Genomic DNA, 16,339 nt, shown 5'->3' with positions numbered 1-16,339 from the left:
TTTAGGCTTATCCACCAAAATCATCAAAACGTATATGTTCATCTGGGATACCGAAGTCTTCACCCATTTTCTGAACAGCTTTGTTCATCAATGGAGGTCCACAGAAATAAAGTTCAATATCTTCAGGAGACTCATGAAGGCTTAAGTAGTTATCAATTACACAATTGTGAATAAAACCTACGAAACCATCACCAGGAGCATCAATATTCTCTTTTACCTTCCAATTATCCTCTTCTTGTGGTTCAGATAATGCTAAGTAAAATTTGAAATTCGGAAACTCTTCTTCCAATTTATAAAAGTGATCTAAATAGAATAATTCTCTTTTAGAACGACCACCGTACCAGTATGATACTTTTCTATTTGTTCTTAATGTTTTGAATAGGTGATATAAGTGAGAACGCATTGGTGCCATACCTGCACCACCACCTACGTATAACATTTCTGAATCTGACTCATTGATGAAGAATTCACCGTAAGGTCCAGAAATAGTACAATCATCACCTGGCTTCAAATTAAAAATGTAAGAAGAAGCAACTCCAGGGTTAACATCCATCCAACCATTTTTAGCACGATCCCATGGCGGAGTAGCGATACGTACATTCAACATAATCTCTCTTCCTTCAGCAGGGAAAGAAGCCATTGAATACGCTCTTTCAACCGTTTCTGGATTCTTCATTGTTAAAGGCCAAAGGTTGAATTTATCCCATTCTGCTTGGAATTTATCTGGAGTCTCATGTTCCTCAGGGTGAGCTGTAATATCAATATCAGCATACTTAACCTCACACTCAGGAATTTCAATCTGAATATAACCCCCAGCTTTGTAGCCCATATCCTCAGGTATCTCAACTACAAATTCTTTAATAAAAGATGCTACGTTATAATTACGTACCACTTTTGCAGGCCATTTCTTAATACCGAATACCTCTTCTGGAATGGTAATTTCCATGTCTTGTTTCACCTTAACTTGACAAGCTAAACGTGCACCATGGTTTAATTCTTTTTTAGAGAAATGCGGAGTTTCTGTAGGTAATGCTTCACCACCACCAGAAAGTACGTGACATTCACATTGAATACATGTTCCACCACCACCACAGGCAGAAGGTAAAAATACTTTTTGGTTACCTAAGGTTGACAATAATGATCCACCTGAAGAAACTTCAATTTTCTTTTCTCCGTTAATTGTAATGGTCACAGGACCAGATGGAGATAGTTTTTGTTTCGTAAACAGAAGCAATGCTACTAATGCCATCAACAGTATTAGAAATGCGACAACAGTTATTAGAATAGTTCCGCCTGTACTTGCAGCTAAAATCATGTTTATTTATTTACGTCGTTATAAGAAATTACCTTTTCGTCAATTTCTTCGTTCTTTTCTACTACTACTTCTTCCTCTATAGGTGTTACCATCTCTGGCTTAACAGACTGAATAACTTGCTCATTTGCTTCTTCAGCATCATCACCGCCACCAGTTAACATACCACCAAAACTCTGAAAGCCAATACCCATAAGACCAGTGATAATAAACGTAATACCTAATCCTCTTAAAGGAGCAGGAACATTACTATATCTAATTTTCTCACGAATAGCTGCAATCGCTAAAATTGCCAAGAACCATCCAATACCAGAACTAACACCATAATTGAATGCTAAGCCCAATGTTTCAATTTCTCTTGCTTGCATGAATAAAGATCCACCAAGAATTGCACAGTTTACTGCAATCAATGGTAAAAATATACCCAATGAGTTATACAAAGAAGGTGAGAATTTCTCAACTACAATCTCTACCAATTGTACCATTGTAGCAATAGTCGCAATGAATAGAATAAAAGATAAAAAGCTAAGGTTGTAATCTGCATACTCAGGACCTAACCAAACTAAGGCTCCGTCTTGTAATAAATACTTATCTAACAACCAGTTCATCGGTACAGTAACCGCTAATACGAATATAACAGCAGCACCTAAACCAACCGCAGTAGCCACTTTTTTGGATACCGCTAAATAAGAACACATCCCCAAGAACACGGCAAACACCATGTTATCGATAAAGATGGACTTAAAAAATAATTCTACATGTTCTAACATAATTTCTACTTAAATGTCTGTTTAATTCTCTTCTACTAGCGCAGGATTTCTTGAACGTTGCACCCAAATAATTATACCAACCACAATTAATGCCGCTGGAGGAATAATCATGAATCCGTTATTCTCATACCCTGTAGCATATAATCCTGTTTTCATTATTGGATCTCCCAATACAGGGTAACCAAATAAAGTTCCTGAACCCAATAACTCTCTAAAGAAACCAACGATAATTAGAATAACACCGTAACCTAAAGAGTTACCTATACCATCCAAAAATGAACGCCATGGTCCGTTTGCCAAAGCAAAAGCCTCAAAACGACCCATAATTATACAGTTGGTAATAATAAGACCTACGAATACAGCTAAGGTTTTACTTAACTCATATGCATATGCTTTAAGAACTTGATCCACAATAATTACTAATGTAGCAACTACAATTAACTGAACAATAATTCTAATTTTCGACGGAATGATATTTCTCATCAATGAGATAACTACGTTACCTGCACCTAATACGAACATTACAGAAATAGCCATTACCAAAGACGCCTTTAGCTCTGCTGTAATTGCCAATGCCGAACAAATACCTAATACCTGTATAGTAATAGGGTTATTGTCTGCAAGTGGATCCGTAATAAGATTTGCATCTTTTTTTGATAGTAGTGCCATATTACTTTGCTCTAATTGTTTCTAAATAAGGTTTATATAATTTAACGGTTTCCTTAATCATAGCAGAAACACCGTTACCCGTAATAGTAGCACCGGCTAAGGCATCTACTTCATTATCGTCTTTTGTTTTGTTCAAAGGATCGTTGTTACCTTTAGCAACAGCTATACCTGCATATTGAGTACCATTTAGAATAGTCTCTCCAGTAAAATCGTCCATGAAATAACGCATTTTAATGTTAGCACCTAAACCAGGAGTTTCACCTTTATGATCAAAATATACACCTTGTACTGTCATGGTATCATCTAAGGCAATGAAACCCCAAATAGCATCCCAAAGACCTTTACCGTACATAGGAATGATATAAAATTTCTTACCATCTTTCTCACCGATAAAAACTGGCAATTTATAAGGCTCTCCTTTTTTAATATTAGCCAATTGCTTTTTTAAGTCAATCAAATATGCTTCGTTATCTTCAGTAATCTTATCACCTTGAATAACCAATTGCTCTTTGATATAACTTGAAAACTCATCTTCTACTACATCTGTAGGTATAAAGTTTACACTACCAGCATCATCTCCATTTTCATTTACACCCATGGCATAAAGAATGTTCTGCTGTTTTTCAAAACGCTCATTTTCTTTAATGTTAGGGCGTAATGCTGAAGCCAAAAATGCAAGTATTGACCCAACTACCACAACCATAACAGCAGCAAAAACTACTGTATAAACGTTACTATCTGTTTTTTGTGCCATAATTAAACTGTTTCAGCTTTAAGTTCTTCTGCCTTACCATCTGAATCTTTTGGATAGATAGTTGCATTTTTTAATCTGTTCATTCTTCTTTTAATATTACCCCTTACAACATAATGATCAATTGTTGGTGCAAATACATTCATTAAAAGGATAGCCAAGAAAACACCTTCTGGGTATGCAGGGTTGAACACACGAATCATTACAGAAATAAATCCTATAAAGAAACCATAATACCACTTCCCTTTATTTGTTTGTGAACCAGTAACTGGATCAGTAGCCATATAGACAATACCGAATGCCAAACCACCAACGATTAAATGTTTCCAGAAATCGAAACTCATTAAACCATAAAACTTACTTGATTCGCCTACCCAACCAAAATCTACTACCTGATTGAATATTAAGCCCATTACCAGTGAACCTATAACAGCGCTTAGCATTATTCTCCAGCTAGCAATTTTTGTGAAAATCAGGAACAAACCTCCTAATAGAATTAGAAATGCCGATGTTTCACCCACAGAACCTGGTATAAAACCAAAGAACATATCTGAAACAGAATATGTCATTTCAGCTCCCTTATTCTGAGCTAAATACCCTAATATAGTTTCACCTGATATCGCATCAACGTTTGCGCCAGCTAAAATTTCTTCTGAACGTTCACGTGCTCCGTAAACCCAAACCTTATCACCACTCATCCATGTTGGATAAGCAAAGAACAAGAATGCTCTAATTGTTAATGCCGGATTAAGAATATTCATTCCCGTTCCTCCAAATACTTCTTTACCTATCACTACACCAAATACTACCGCAACGGATAACATCCAAAGCGGAGTATCAATAGGAACTATTAACGGCACTAACATACCGGTAACCAAATATCCTTCCTCTACTTCGTGACCTTTTATAACAGCAAAAATAAATTCTACTATAAGTCCAACACCATAAGAAACAACTACTAATGGCAATACCTTAATTATACCAATCCAAAAATTGTCCCAAGTAAGGAAATCATTCATTAAAGAAAAATCTGCCGGAAATCCGTTTATTGCAGAATAGTGTTGGTAACCTGCGTTGAACATAGAAAATATTAACACTGGTACCAGTGCCATTATTACCGTGTTCATTGTTCGCTTTAAATCATCTGCCGATTTTACGTGTGTACCACCTGCATGAGTAGTCTCATCTGGCGAAAACAAAAAAGTATGAAAGGCATTAAAGGCAGGAGCCATTTTCTTACCCTGATACTTCAGTTTAAGTTCGTGTAATTTGCTTTTTAAACTCATTTCTTATCCTATTTCTTTTTGCAATAAATCTAACCCCTCACGAATAATCTTCTGGTGTGGTTGCTTAGAAATACATATAAACTCAGTTAACGAAAAATCTTCTGGAGCTACCTCGTACAAACCTAATTGCTCCATTTCATCCAAGTCTTTTACCATACAAGCTTTTAACAATTGCATTGGAAAAATATCCATCGGAAAAACTTTTTCATAATGCCCCGTTACCACGAAAGCCCTGTGCTCTCCGTTAGTATTGGTATCCAAATCATATTTTTTGTTTGGCTGCATCCAAGAGAACGTTAATGCCCTTGTAGCCGAAATTTTATTAAAAACTGGTTTGTTCCATCCAAACAATTCATAATCATCTCCTTCTGGAATAACCGTTACTGTATTATTATAATACCCAAGGTAACCGTCTGGTCTACTTTTAGAACCTGTAAGCACGTCACCGTTTATAACTCTAAAATTTTCTTCATTTACACCACTAGCATACAAGAACGTAGAAATCTCAGCTCCTATTTTAGTTGAATAATATTTAGGCGCTTTAACAGAAGAACCTGCAAGCGCTATAACACGCTCTGCATTGAACTTACCTGTCAATAAATATTCACCTATAATGATTAAATCTTGCGGAGTAACCGTCCAAACCAATTCACCTTTATTAATAGGATCTAATTTATTGATTTGCGTACCTACCAAACCTGAAGGATGCGGACCAGTAACATTGTGCAACTCTACCCCCGTCATTGAAGACAATGGTGATTTACTAGACCCTACAGATACATGAACCTTACCTGGCGTTAATTTAGTTAATGCAGTAATTGCAGATTGTAATTCTTTTTCCTTACCCTGTAACACATAATCCAAATCTGCCTGTAAAGGCCCACTTGAATACCCAGAAATAAAAATAGATTTAGGTGTAGTATCAGGATTAGCGACTACATCATAAGGTCTCTGCTTAATAAATGGCCAACAGCCACTTTTCAACAGAACAGCTTTCAACTCTTCTTTCGATGTATTGTTTACATCTAAAGCAGCACCCGAAAATGCCTCTTGTGTTTTGTCTGCTAATATCTTTAAGGTCAAAATACGTCTTCTATCCCCTCTTTCAATCTCAATAAGCTCACCGCTTACTGGCGAAACAAAAAGCATGCTTTCCATGTTTTTGTTATAAAACAAAGGCTCTCCCGCTTTTACTTCGGCGCCTTGCTTTACCATCATTTTTGGGGTAATTTCGTGAAAATCACTTAACTGTATAGCGTAAACATTACTTAAAACAGCTTTTGAAGTAGTCTGTTCTGCGGTTCCCACCAGATTAATGTTGAGCCCTTTTTTAATTCGAATGTCTTTTGACATGTGCGTATAGACCTTTAGGTTATCAAAATTTGAGCAAATTTAAGTACAAAAACTTCGTTTTCATAATTATTGCCCCATAAATTAGACAATAGAACGAGGTATATTTTTTAGGCACCCTTTTTGTTTACCTTTACTTAAAAAAACGGGGTATAATGCGCATTTTCTTCAAACACTTTATTTGTCTATTATTTTTACAAAATTTAGCTGCTCAAGTTCAAGAAGAGTTTAATCCGCCTGAGAACATAAAATCTATAGTTTTTAAAGGCCCCACCGAAGATCAATTTCCCGTTATCAAAATAGGAGAACCTTTATACCTAGAATTCGATGATATTTTAGCCAATGAACAAGATTACTACTATAAGGTAATTCATTGCGATTACGATTGGACACCCTCTTCTTTATTAAAATCTCAATACTTAGACGGTGTCGATAATCAAAGAATTACTGATTACGAAAACAGTTATAGTACGCTACAATCATATTCTAATTATCAACTTACCATACCAAACGATAATGTTCGATTAAAAGTTAGCGGCAATTATCTTATCGAAATTTACAATAGCAACAACGACCTACAATTCTCAAGAAGATTTGTAGTATACAAAGACATTGTTGCTGTTTCTACTGCTATTAAACGTTCTAGAGATTTTAATTATATCAACGAAAAGCAAGTCGTTCAATTTAGCATTACCTCTGGTTCGTTACGTCTTATAAACCCGAAGAAAGAAGTAAAAGTTGCCATTCTTCAAAATCATTATTGGCCGACCGCTATCACCAACATAGCCCCACAATATACTTTAGGTAGCGAATTAGTATACAAATATGATCAAGAAACCGCCTTTTATGGTGGTAATGAATTTCTATTGTTCGACACTAGCGACCTTAGGGCACCAAGTTCACAAATTTCTAGCATTGATCTTACAGACCTTTATAATCATTATTTATTCGCTGATGATTTTAGAAACGACAAACCATATACCTATTTTCCTGATATAAATGGAGATTTTGTCGTTCGAACTTTACAAGGCGACAATGCCTCTAAAGAAGCTGAGTACACCAACGTTTATTTCAGTTTACCATACACCGAATACATTGCCTTAGATGATGTTTATATTTTCGGCAAATTCAATAACTACGCCCTCACAGACCAAAACAAAATGGTTTACAACGAAAAGAACGGTATGCTAGAAGCTACCTTAAAAATGAAACAGGGTTTTTATAATTACAAGTACGCGGTTAAAGGTGGCGAAAAAATTAAATTAAATGAGGTTGGCGGCAACTTCCATTTTACCGAAAACAATTACCTAGTACTTGTATACTACCGCAACTTTGGCGACATGTACGATAGTATTATAGGTATTGGTTCTGCCAATTCTAGAAATATCACCAACTAACTGTATATTTACGTTTTTCATTGATTTATGGAGAACAAACCAGCCGTTCAACCATCAGGCAGATTCAAACTAAAATATAGAGGCGTAGATTGTCTAAATTGTGGGCACCCTCTAGATTTAAGTGATAAATATTGCCCTAATTGCTCTCAAGCCAATAGTACCAAAAAACTCACACTTTTTGATTTTTTTGAAGAGTTTCTTGCGAATTATTTCTCATACGATTCTAAGTTATGGAAAACTTTAACCGCCTTACTCTTAAGACCAGGTAAAATAACACGAGAATATATTCGTGGCAAACGCCTGTCTTACACCAACCCTTTTCGCTTTCTACTGAGTTTATCTATTATTTATTTTCTAATTATCAGCTTTAGCAGCGAATTTGAGTCTTTTAATAAATTTGGCTACGAAACAAGAGAACCGATTATTGACCTTCAAACAGAATTTGATAAAATTGAATTTGAAAATGAAGAAGAACGGCAGCTTGCCCTAATTCAAATGGATTCGCTTAAAATAAATAGCTTTTTCAAAAATCAAATGAGCGATAAAGACTCTACTATTTTAGTAAATCCTAAGTCTTATTTTAAAGAAATTAATACTGAGGATCTAACGCGGCGCTTTCTTGGTAAAATTGACTTCTTCAACACCATTATTAAGCACGATACCATTTATTATTTTGAACAAGGCTTAACTAAATTTGAAATACCAGAAAACAAAGAAAATGAAATGGCATTTAACTTAGCCAGCAGTTTGGTTGATATTGAAAAACGACCCGGAACGTTCGTAAATTCTTTAATTTCAAAACTGCCTTTCACCACATTTTTCTTTCTTCCATTCTTTTCTATTTTCATTTGGATGGTCTATATCAGAAAAAAATACACTTATACCGATCATTTAATCTTTAGTTTCCACAATCAGTCATTATTATTTATCTTGCTCATTGTTAGCAATTTGATCAACGCGGTGTTCAATATTAGTAGCGAAGGATTGTTTATTTTAATATTCGCTATTTACCTTTACAAAGCAATGCGAAATTTCTATCAGCAAGGAAGAGTTAAAACGGTTATAAAATATTTTTTCCTAAATACATTATTTTTTATCTTAGGGAGTATAGCGATAACCATATTAATCGCAGCAAGCGTATTTACATATTAAATATGATGATAACACAGGTAACTAAAGGCATTAAAATTTCGGTTCAAACAACTTTTGAAGGCACGTTCTTTAAAAACTATAAAATGCATTATGCTTTTGGGTATACTATTACCATTGAGAACCAGAGTAAAGATGTTGTTCAGTTAACTTCTCGTCATTGGAAAATATATGATTCTTTAAACGAAATGGAAACCCTAGACGGTGAAGGTGTTATTGGTAAAAAACCAGTAATTCAGCCAGGGGAATCTCACACCTACAATTCAGGCTGTCTTTTAACTTCGCCAATAGGCGCAATGAAAGGTCATTACAATATGGTAATCATGAGTAATGCCGAAAAGTTTAGAGTTTACATTCCTACTTTTAAATTTAGCGCACCTTTCGCCCTTAACTAAAGTCTTTTTATAGTTTTTAGTCCACCACCCTTTTAGTACCTTTGTTCAACTTTTTAATTTAAAAAAATTAACAATGGGTAAAGGATTTTTTCAAGTTCCTACAGCATTTAATGAACCAATTAAAAGCTATGCTCCTGGATCTCCAGAAAGAGAAGCAGTTTTGGAACAATACAAAGCATATTTCAACAACACGGTTGATGTACCAATGTATATTGGTTCAGAAGAGGTACGCACAGGCAACACCAAGCCAATGTCGCCACCACACGATCACAAACACATTGTAGGTACTTATCATACTGCCAATAAGGAAAACGTTCAATCTGCGATCGATAACTGTTTATCATCTAGAGATGCATGGGCCAACTTAACTTGGGAGCAACGTGCAGCTATTTTCTTGAAAGCCGCAGAGTTAATTGCCGGCCCTTACCGTGCTAAGATTAATGCGGCAACCATGATCGCACAATCTAAAAATATTCACCAAGCAGAAATAGATGCTGCCTGCGAGTTAATTGACTTTTTACGTTTTAACGTAGAGTACATGTCTCAAATTTATGCAGAGCAACCAGATTCTGCCGAAGGTATTTGGAACAGAGTAGAATATCGCCCTTTAGAAGGATTCATTTACGCAATTACCCCTTTCAACTTTACTGCTATTGCCGGTAACTTACCTGCAAGTGCAGCTATGATGGGTAACGTTGTTGTTTGGAAACCGAGTGACTCTCAGGTTTTCTCTGCTAAAGTTATTGTAGATATTTTCAAAGAAGCCGGTTTGCCTGACGGAGTTATCAATGTTGTTTATGGCGACCCAGTAATGATTACCGAAACAGTATTGGCTAGCCCAGATTTTGCTGGTATTCACTTTACAGGTTCTACGCACGTATTCAAAGAACTTTGGAAGCAAATAGGAAATAATATTCACACCTATAAAACATACCCGAAAATAGTTGGTGAAACTGGTGGTAAAGATTTTATTCTAGCACACCCAACTGCTAACCCTAAACAAGTAGCTACTGCTATTTCAAGAGGGGCATTCGAATTTCAAGGTCAAAAATGTAGCGCTGCTTCAAGAGTATATTTACCAAAATCTACTTCTAAAGAGATTTTAGAATATGTTAAAGCTGATATAGCTTCTTTTAACGAGCCTGGATCTCCTGAAGATATGAGCAATTTCATTACTGCAGTAATTCACGAAGGTTCCTTTGACAAATTGGCGAAATATATTACCCAAGCAAAAGAAGATAAAAATGCTGAAGTATATGCTGGTGGATCTTTTGACAAATCTAAAGGCTACTTTATCGAGCCAACGGTTATATTAACCACAGACCCTAAATACACTACTATGGAAACTGAATTATTCGGACCAGTAGTTACTATTTACGTTTACGACGATAAAGATTGGAGCGAAACATTACAATTAATTGATGGCACTTCTGAGTACGCACTTACTGGCGCTGTACTTTCACAAGATAGATATGCTATTGACGAAGCTACCAAAGCATTACAAAACTGTGCAGGTAACTTCTATATTAACGACAAACCTACAGGTGCTGTAGTTGGTCAACAACCTTTCGGTGGAGCAAGAGCTTCTGGAACAAACGATAAGGCTGGATCAGCTCAAAACCTTTTACGCTGGGTTTCTCCAAGATTAATAAAAGAGACTTTTGTTACTCCTGTTGATTACAGGTATCCGTTTTTAGGATGAAAATAACTTTAAAGGCTGAATGTAAATTCAGCCTTTTTTTTTTGACATAGCGCTTCTTTTAGCTTACATTACAGGTATTGCATTTTACTTTTAACAACCTTAATACACTAATTATGAAAAAGTTACTACTCGCAGCATTCTTATTTACAGGATGCTTTTCTTACGCACAAGAAGAATTAACACAGAACACAATTAAAGCCGTTTTAACCGGAAACCAGTCTCAAGTGATACAACTTGCCGAAGCATTTCCTGAAGAAAAATATGACTGGAGACCAGCAGAAGGTATCAGCTCTGTTGGCGAAGCCCTTTTACACGTTGCAGGTGGCAATTACTTTTTAGCCTCTAAATTAGGATTTGCTCCACCAGAAGATGTAGATGTAATGAACTTAGGTAAAATTACAGGTAAAGAGAACATCATTGCAGCTCTTAAAAAATCTAACGAATTCGTTCTAGAAAATATTACCAATGTTGAAGATGGATCTTTAAACGAAGAAGTTGATTTTGGTTTTATGAAATCTAATAAACTAGGCGGATTACTAGCCATTATGGAACACAACGGCGAACATAAAGGTCAACTTATTGCTTATGCAAGAACAAACGGAGTTGTACCACCATGGAGTGAATAATCATTTTTACAAATACTAAAACGCCCATCGACAAATAGTTGATGGGCGTTTTTTTTGCTATTTAAGAAACATTAACATCACTTCAATACAATATCAATGTAAATTTAACGTTAATTAATTGTAAACTCAGGGTAATTTTCCGAAATTTGTACCTCACTAAAAATCAATTGCTTATGACTATCGATAGTATTAGATTACACATGACATGCATTCAGATCCATTCTTGGAATTATTTAAAAGAGTTTGCTCGTAAATACAAGAAGGCTTATTACAGTTCTTTTCTTCTGTAAAACTTTACGCTTACCCTTTATACTTTAACGGCAAATAGACCATTTTCTTTGTCTCAAAGAAATCTTCTTTAAAATAATCGGTCAAATTATAAATTTCAGCCGTTCTATAGTCTTTCAATTCCTCGTTTAAATCACCACCTTTCAAATACAATATTCCATTGCGAATAGGGTGTTGAGATTCCTTTTTGATTTTTCCTTTTATCCAGTGTACAAAAGTTGGCATCGCTGCCACTGCCCTACTGACGATAAAATCGAATTTACCCGGTATCTCTTCAACCCTAGCGTTTATGGTAGTTACATTAGTTAGTTGTAAACCTTCAACAACCTCATTTACTACTTTTATTTTTTTACCAATAGAGTCCACTAACGTAAAATGTACTTCAGGAAACAAAATAGCCAATGGTATACCAGGAAAACCACCACCTGTTCCAACATCAAGTATTGAAGCGCCATCTTTAAATTGTATGAATTTTGCGATACCTAGTGAATGCAAAACATGCCTAAGATAGAGTTCATCTATATCTTTTCGAGACACCACATTAATTTTTTGATTCCAATCTTTATACAATTCCTCTAATTTTCTAAACTCCTGTTTCTGATTTTCAGTTAAATTGGGAAAATTTTCAAATATGATTTCAACAGTCATGCGTATATTTGTAAATAGATAATATTAGTATTTTCACTGATGCAAAGATTTAGCTTTTAATTAAGCTATCAAACTATTATAGATTCAATTACAAAATATTAAGTAAAAGATTACTGAATTATGGAACAAAATACCATTCGTTTTCCAAGAACAGATTCTGCGAAGTTTTTTAAAACTTTGAACAGCAGAGTTAACGATTATTTTAAAACAAATAAATTAAAGAAAACAGGCAACTGGAAATTACACTTAAAAACTGTAGTTATGTTCGCTCTCTTTCTTGCCCCATATTTTTTAATACTAACGTTAGGTTTACCTAACTGGGCCAACATTCTCTTAACCATCGTTATGGGTATTGGTATGGCAGGTGTTGGCATGAACGTTATGCATGATGGCAACCATGGCGCATACTCTAATAAAAAATGGGTGAACAAATTAATGGGAAGTAGCATCTACATTCTTGCAGGCAATGTATACAACTGGCAGGTACAACACAATGTACTTCACCATACATACACCAATATTCATGAGCATGATGAAGATATGGAAGCGGGTAGAATTCTACGTTTCTCGAAACATGCAGAATGGAAAAAACACCACAAGTTTCAACATTTCTATTCCGTTTTACTTTACGGTCTATTAACATTCAACTGGGCGATTACGACCGATTTTCAGCAAATGTACAGGTACATGAAGCGTAAATTATCTTACGGCAAACTACCAAGCGCCACTATGAACTGGAGCACCCTTATTATTACAAAATTACTTTACATTACTATATGGATTGTTTTACCTATGTTGATTTTAGATATCGCATGGTGGAAAATCTTGATCGGTTTCTTTTTAATGCACTATGTTGCAGGAGTTATATTAAGTGTTGTATTTCAATTGGCACATATTGTCGATGATGCAGACACGCCTTTACCTGATGAATCCGGTACTATGAAAAATACATGGGCAATTCACCAATTGTTCACAACCGTAAACTTCGGTACCAAAAACAAGATTGTAAATTGGTTTACAGGTGGATTAAATCACCAAGTTGAACACCATATATTCCCGAACATAAGTCACGTACATTACACAAATATTTCGAAAATTGTGAAACAAACGGCACAGGAATTTAATTTACCATATCACGAGTATAAAACTACTAGAAAAGCTATAATTTCGCACTTTAAACATTTAAAAGAATTAGGCAAAGAGCCTACATTACAATACTAGAAATTAAGAGCAACCATGAGCAATCAACTTTCGGACAGAATTAACAGCGTTACACCGTCAGCTACTTTGGAAATGGCCGCTAAGGCCCGTGAATTAAGAGCAGAAGGCAAAGATATTATCGGTTTAAGCTTAGGCGAACCAGATTTTAATACTCCTGATTACATCAAAGAGGCAGCTATACAAGCGATCAATGATGACTACAACTCTTACTCACCCGTAGATGGTTACGTTGATCTAAAAAAGGCTATTATCACTAAATTCAAAAGAGATAACAACCTTTCATACGAACTACCACAAATTGTTGTTTCAACAGGTGCTAAACAATCTTTATATAACGTTGCGCAGGTTGTCTTAAACCCAGGTGATGAAGTTATTTTACCTTGCCCATACTGGGTTAGTTATAGTGATATTGTAAAGCTGGCAGATGGCGTACCTGTAGAAGTACCTACTTCTTTAGAGAACGATTTTAAAATGACACCTGAACAGTTAGAAGCTGCAATTACACCTAAAACAAAAATGTTATGGTATAGTTCTCCTTGTAACCCAAGTGGATCTATTTATAGCAAAAAGGAATTACGCGCTCTTGCAGATGTTTTAAAAAATCACCCGCAAATTATCGTGGTTAGTGATGAAATATACGAACACATCAATTACGGAGTTACTGCACATGCTTCAATGGCAGAATTTGAAGATATGTTTGATCGTACCGTTACTGTAAACGGAGTTGCAAAAGCATTTGCGATGACTGGATGGCGTATTGGCTATATTGGTGCACCTGCTTACATTGCTCGTGCAACAAATAAGTTACAAGGTCAAGTTACCAGTGGCGCAAATTGTATTGCTCAGCGTGCTGTAATTACTGCTTTAGAAGAATCGCCAGACCGTATTAAATACATGGTAGATGAATTTAAGGAAAGACGTAAACTTATTTTAGGTCTACTAAACGAAATTGAAGGTTTTAAATGCAACGAACCTGAAGGTGCTTTTTATGTATACCCAGATGTAACCGCTTATTTTGGTAAAACATTCAATGGCACAACTATCAATAATGCTTCAGATTTCTCCATGTATATTTTAGAAGCTGCCAATGTTGCAACCGTTACTGGTGATGCTTTTGGAAACGGCAATTGCATACGTATTTCTTATGCCGCGTCGGTAAAAGAAATCAAAGAAGCAATATCAAGAATAAAAGAAGCGCTGAAATAAACCTCAGCTATTCATAAAAAATAAAAAGTCCCTTCAAACGAAGGGACTTTTTTATGCTTTATAGTTTTACTAAACTTAAGTTCTTTTCCAAAAATATGGGGTCAATAATATTAGAACGGTAAAAAGTTCTAACCTACCTGCCAACATTAAAAATCCGCACCACCACTTTGCCAAATCAGGTAAACTATTGAAATTGCTTACAGGATTTAAACTCCCCAAAGCCGGACCAACATTACCTAAAGATGACGCTGCGCCACCTATGGCAGATTCAAAATCTAACCCCAAAAAGCCCAGCACTAATGCCCCAATAATAAAGAGCAGCATGTATAGCACAAAGAATCCGATTATATTATAAACTATTTTCTCTTTTACAGTCTTATTGTTATATCGTACAGGTATGATGGCATTAGTATGCAATGTTCTTTTAAACTCTAATACACCATTCTTTATAATCAACAAGTGACGCATTACTTTTATACCACCTGCCGTTGATCCTGCCGAACCTCCTAAGAAAAATAATCCGAAGAAAAACACAGTCAAGAAAGGTGTCCACTGTGTAAAATCTGCACTTACAAAACCTGTTGTTGTAATCACAGAAATTATTTGAAATAACGAATGCCTGAATGCACTTTCCGCCTTACCTAAAACCATAGGATACCCAGGAGTAAAATCTGTAATATTTGCTTGATAATATACTACTAAGGCTACTATTATGGTAAAGACAATGGTAAAACCGGCGTAGTACTTAAACTCTTCATCTTGTATTACTTTCTGAACTTTTCCTTTAAAAGCGAAATAACTCAATACAAAATTACTACCTGCCAGAAACATAAAGAATATGATGATATATTGAATAACAGGTTGATCATTCCAATGCGCTACACTTGCATTTTTTGTAGAAAAACCACCAGTAGATAGCGTTGCCATAGCGTGATTTATTGCATCAAAAAATGACATTCCTGCTACTTGAAGCAAAATGGTTTCTGCTACCGTATAGCCGAAATAAATTAGCCACAAGCGTTTTGCCGTATCTGTAATTCTTGGGTGTAATTTATCTCCTGTAGGTCCTGGTGCTTCCGCAGAAAACAACTGCATACCTCCTATTCCCAACAAAGGCAATATGGCAATCGCCAATACGATAATACCCATACCACCAATCCAGTGGGTTAAACTTCTCCAAAACAAAATACCTTCTGGCATTGCTTCAATGTCATCCATAATTGAAGCCCCTGTAGTTGTGTAACCTGATATAGTTTCAAAAAAAGCATTTGTTACTGTTGGTATTGCCCCTGAAAATAAATAAGGAAGCATACCAGAAATAGACATCACTATCCACCCGAAGGTTACAATAATATAGCCTTCTTTCTGCTTCACTTCTTTTTTATGACCTCTGGTATAGTACATCATAAAAACACCTACAAACATAGTGCTTATAGATGCCAACGCTATACTTAAAGTAGCCCCGTCTTGATATACACCACTGACAACAGCAGCCAAAAGCATAAAGCCTCCATTGCAAAGCAACAGAAGCCCCATTATATGAATTATGATTCTTAAATTAAGCCGCAT

General features: G+C 35.6%; 15 protein-coding genes. 7 read left to right on the top strand and 8 right to left on the bottom strand.

Translation table 11 applies throughout. The features are described from left to right. Positions 1-7 precede the first annotated feature (7 nt). The 6 genes from nqrF to ACJJVT_RS00865 are packed head-to-tail and all read right to left on the bottom strand — an operon-like array spanning position 8 to position 6,141. The gene (gene nqrF / locus ACJJVT_RS00890) at positions 8-1,315 is read right to left on the bottom strand and encodes an NADH:ubiquinone reductase (Na(+)-transporting) subunit F (protein WP_405395676.1); all 1,308 of its coding nucleotides are present in this window, start codon (positions 1,313-1,315) and stop codon (positions 8-10) included. 2 nt (positions 1,316-1,317) lie between these two features. Next, positions 1,318-2,082 (bottom strand): NADH:ubiquinone reductase (Na(+)-transporting) subunit E, encoded by a 765-nt coding sequence (gene nqrE, locus ACJJVT_RS00885; protein ID WP_405395675.1) that lies wholly within the window; start codon positions 2,080-2,082, stop codon positions 1,318-1,320. A gap of 21 nt (positions 2,083-2,103) precedes the next feature. After that, entirely contained in the window at positions 2,104-2,751 is a 648-nt protein-coding gene (locus ACJJVT_RS00880; RefSeq protein ID WP_405395673.1) for an NADH:ubiquinone reductase (Na(+)-transporting) subunit D, read from the bottom strand. Position 2,752: 1 nt separating this feature from the next. Continuing rightward, entirely contained in the window at positions 2,753-3,505 is a 753-nt protein-coding gene (locus tag ACJJVT_RS00875) for a Na(+)-translocating NADH-quinone reductase subunit C (RefSeq protein ID WP_405395671.1), read from the bottom strand. A gap of 2 nt (positions 3,506-3,507) precedes the next feature. Next, the gene (locus ACJJVT_RS00870) at positions 3,508-4,788 is read right to left on the bottom strand and encodes an NADH:ubiquinone reductase (Na(+)-transporting) subunit B (RefSeq protein WP_299801264.1); all 1,281 of its coding nucleotides are present in this window, start codon (positions 4,786-4,788) and stop codon (positions 3,508-3,510) included. A 3-nt stretch (positions 4,789-4,791) separates the two neighbouring features. Next, positions 4,792-6,141 (bottom strand): Na(+)-translocating NADH-quinone reductase subunit A, encoded by a 1,350-nt coding sequence (locus ACJJVT_RS00865; RefSeq protein ID WP_405395669.1) that lies wholly within the window; start codon positions 6,139-6,141, stop codon positions 4,792-4,794. 152 nt (positions 6,142-6,293) lie between these two features. Between ACJJVT_RS00865 and ACJJVT_RS00860 the strand changes: the two genes are divergently transcribed. From ACJJVT_RS00860 to ACJJVT_RS00840, 5 genes are all read left to right on the top strand, one after another. Next, positions 6,294-7,535, top strand: coding sequence for a DUF5103 domain-containing protein (locus ACJJVT_RS00860; protein WP_405395666.1), 1,242 nt, complete (start codon positions 6,294-6,296; stop codon positions 7,533-7,535). 27 nt (positions 7,536-7,562) lie between these two features. Beyond that, positions 7,563-8,687, top strand: coding sequence for a DUF3667 domain-containing protein (locus ACJJVT_RS00855; RefSeq protein WP_405395664.1), 1,125 nt, complete (start codon positions 7,563-7,565; stop codon positions 8,685-8,687). 5 nt (positions 8,688-8,692) lie between these two features. Beyond that, complete coding sequence (apaG, locus tag ACJJVT_RS00850) at positions 8,693-9,079, top strand: Co2+/Mg2+ efflux protein ApaG (RefSeq protein ID WP_073247456.1); 387 nt, start codon at positions 8,693-8,695, stop codon at positions 9,077-9,079. A 73-nt stretch (positions 9,080-9,152) separates the two neighbouring features. Next, entirely contained in the window at positions 9,153-10,781 is a 1,629-nt protein-coding gene (gene pruA / locus ACJJVT_RS00845; protein WP_405395662.1) for an L-glutamate gamma-semialdehyde dehydrogenase, read from the top strand. 113 nt (positions 10,782-10,894) lie between these two features. After that, positions 10,895-11,407: a DinB family protein gene (locus ACJJVT_RS00840; protein WP_405395661.1), complete on the top strand. Its 513-nt coding sequence runs from the start codon at positions 10,895-10,897 to the stop codon at positions 11,405-11,407. Between the two features lie 300 nt (positions 11,408-11,707). Here the strand turns inward: ACJJVT_RS00840 and rsmG are convergent, their stop codons facing one another. Then, complete coding sequence (gene rsmG, locus ACJJVT_RS00835; protein ID WP_405395659.1) at positions 11,708-12,343, bottom strand: 16S rRNA (guanine(527)-N(7))-methyltransferase RsmG; 636 nt, start codon at positions 12,341-12,343, stop codon at positions 11,708-11,710. Between the two features lie 120 nt (positions 12,344-12,463). On the opposite strand from rsmG, the gene ACJJVT_RS00830 reads away from it, so the two are divergent. Next, positions 12,464-13,564, top strand: coding sequence for a fatty acid desaturase family protein (locus ACJJVT_RS00830; RefSeq protein WP_405395658.1), 1,101 nt, complete (start codon positions 12,464-12,466; stop codon positions 13,562-13,564). A gap of 15 nt (positions 13,565-13,579) precedes the next feature. After that, the gene (locus ACJJVT_RS00825; protein ID WP_405395655.1) at positions 13,580-14,770 is read left to right on the top strand and encodes a pyridoxal phosphate-dependent aminotransferase; all 1,191 of its coding nucleotides are present in this window, start codon (positions 13,580-13,582) and stop codon (positions 14,768-14,770) included. A gap of 75 nt (positions 14,771-14,845) precedes the next feature. On the opposite strand, the gene ACJJVT_RS00820 is transcribed toward ACJJVT_RS00825, so the two are convergent. Then, entirely contained in the window at positions 14,846-16,339 is a 1,494-nt protein-coding gene (locus ACJJVT_RS00820; protein WP_405395653.1) for a TrkH family potassium uptake protein, read from the bottom strand.

Origin of the sequence: Maribacter sp. Asnod2-G09, from assembly GCF_045063795.1 — a bacterium.
Lineage (GTDB): Bacteria > Bacteroidota > Bacteroidia > Flavobacteriales > Flavobacteriaceae > Maribacter.
Note: the sequence above shows the minus strand (reverse complement) of the source record. Positions and strands in the feature narration are given on the sequence as shown.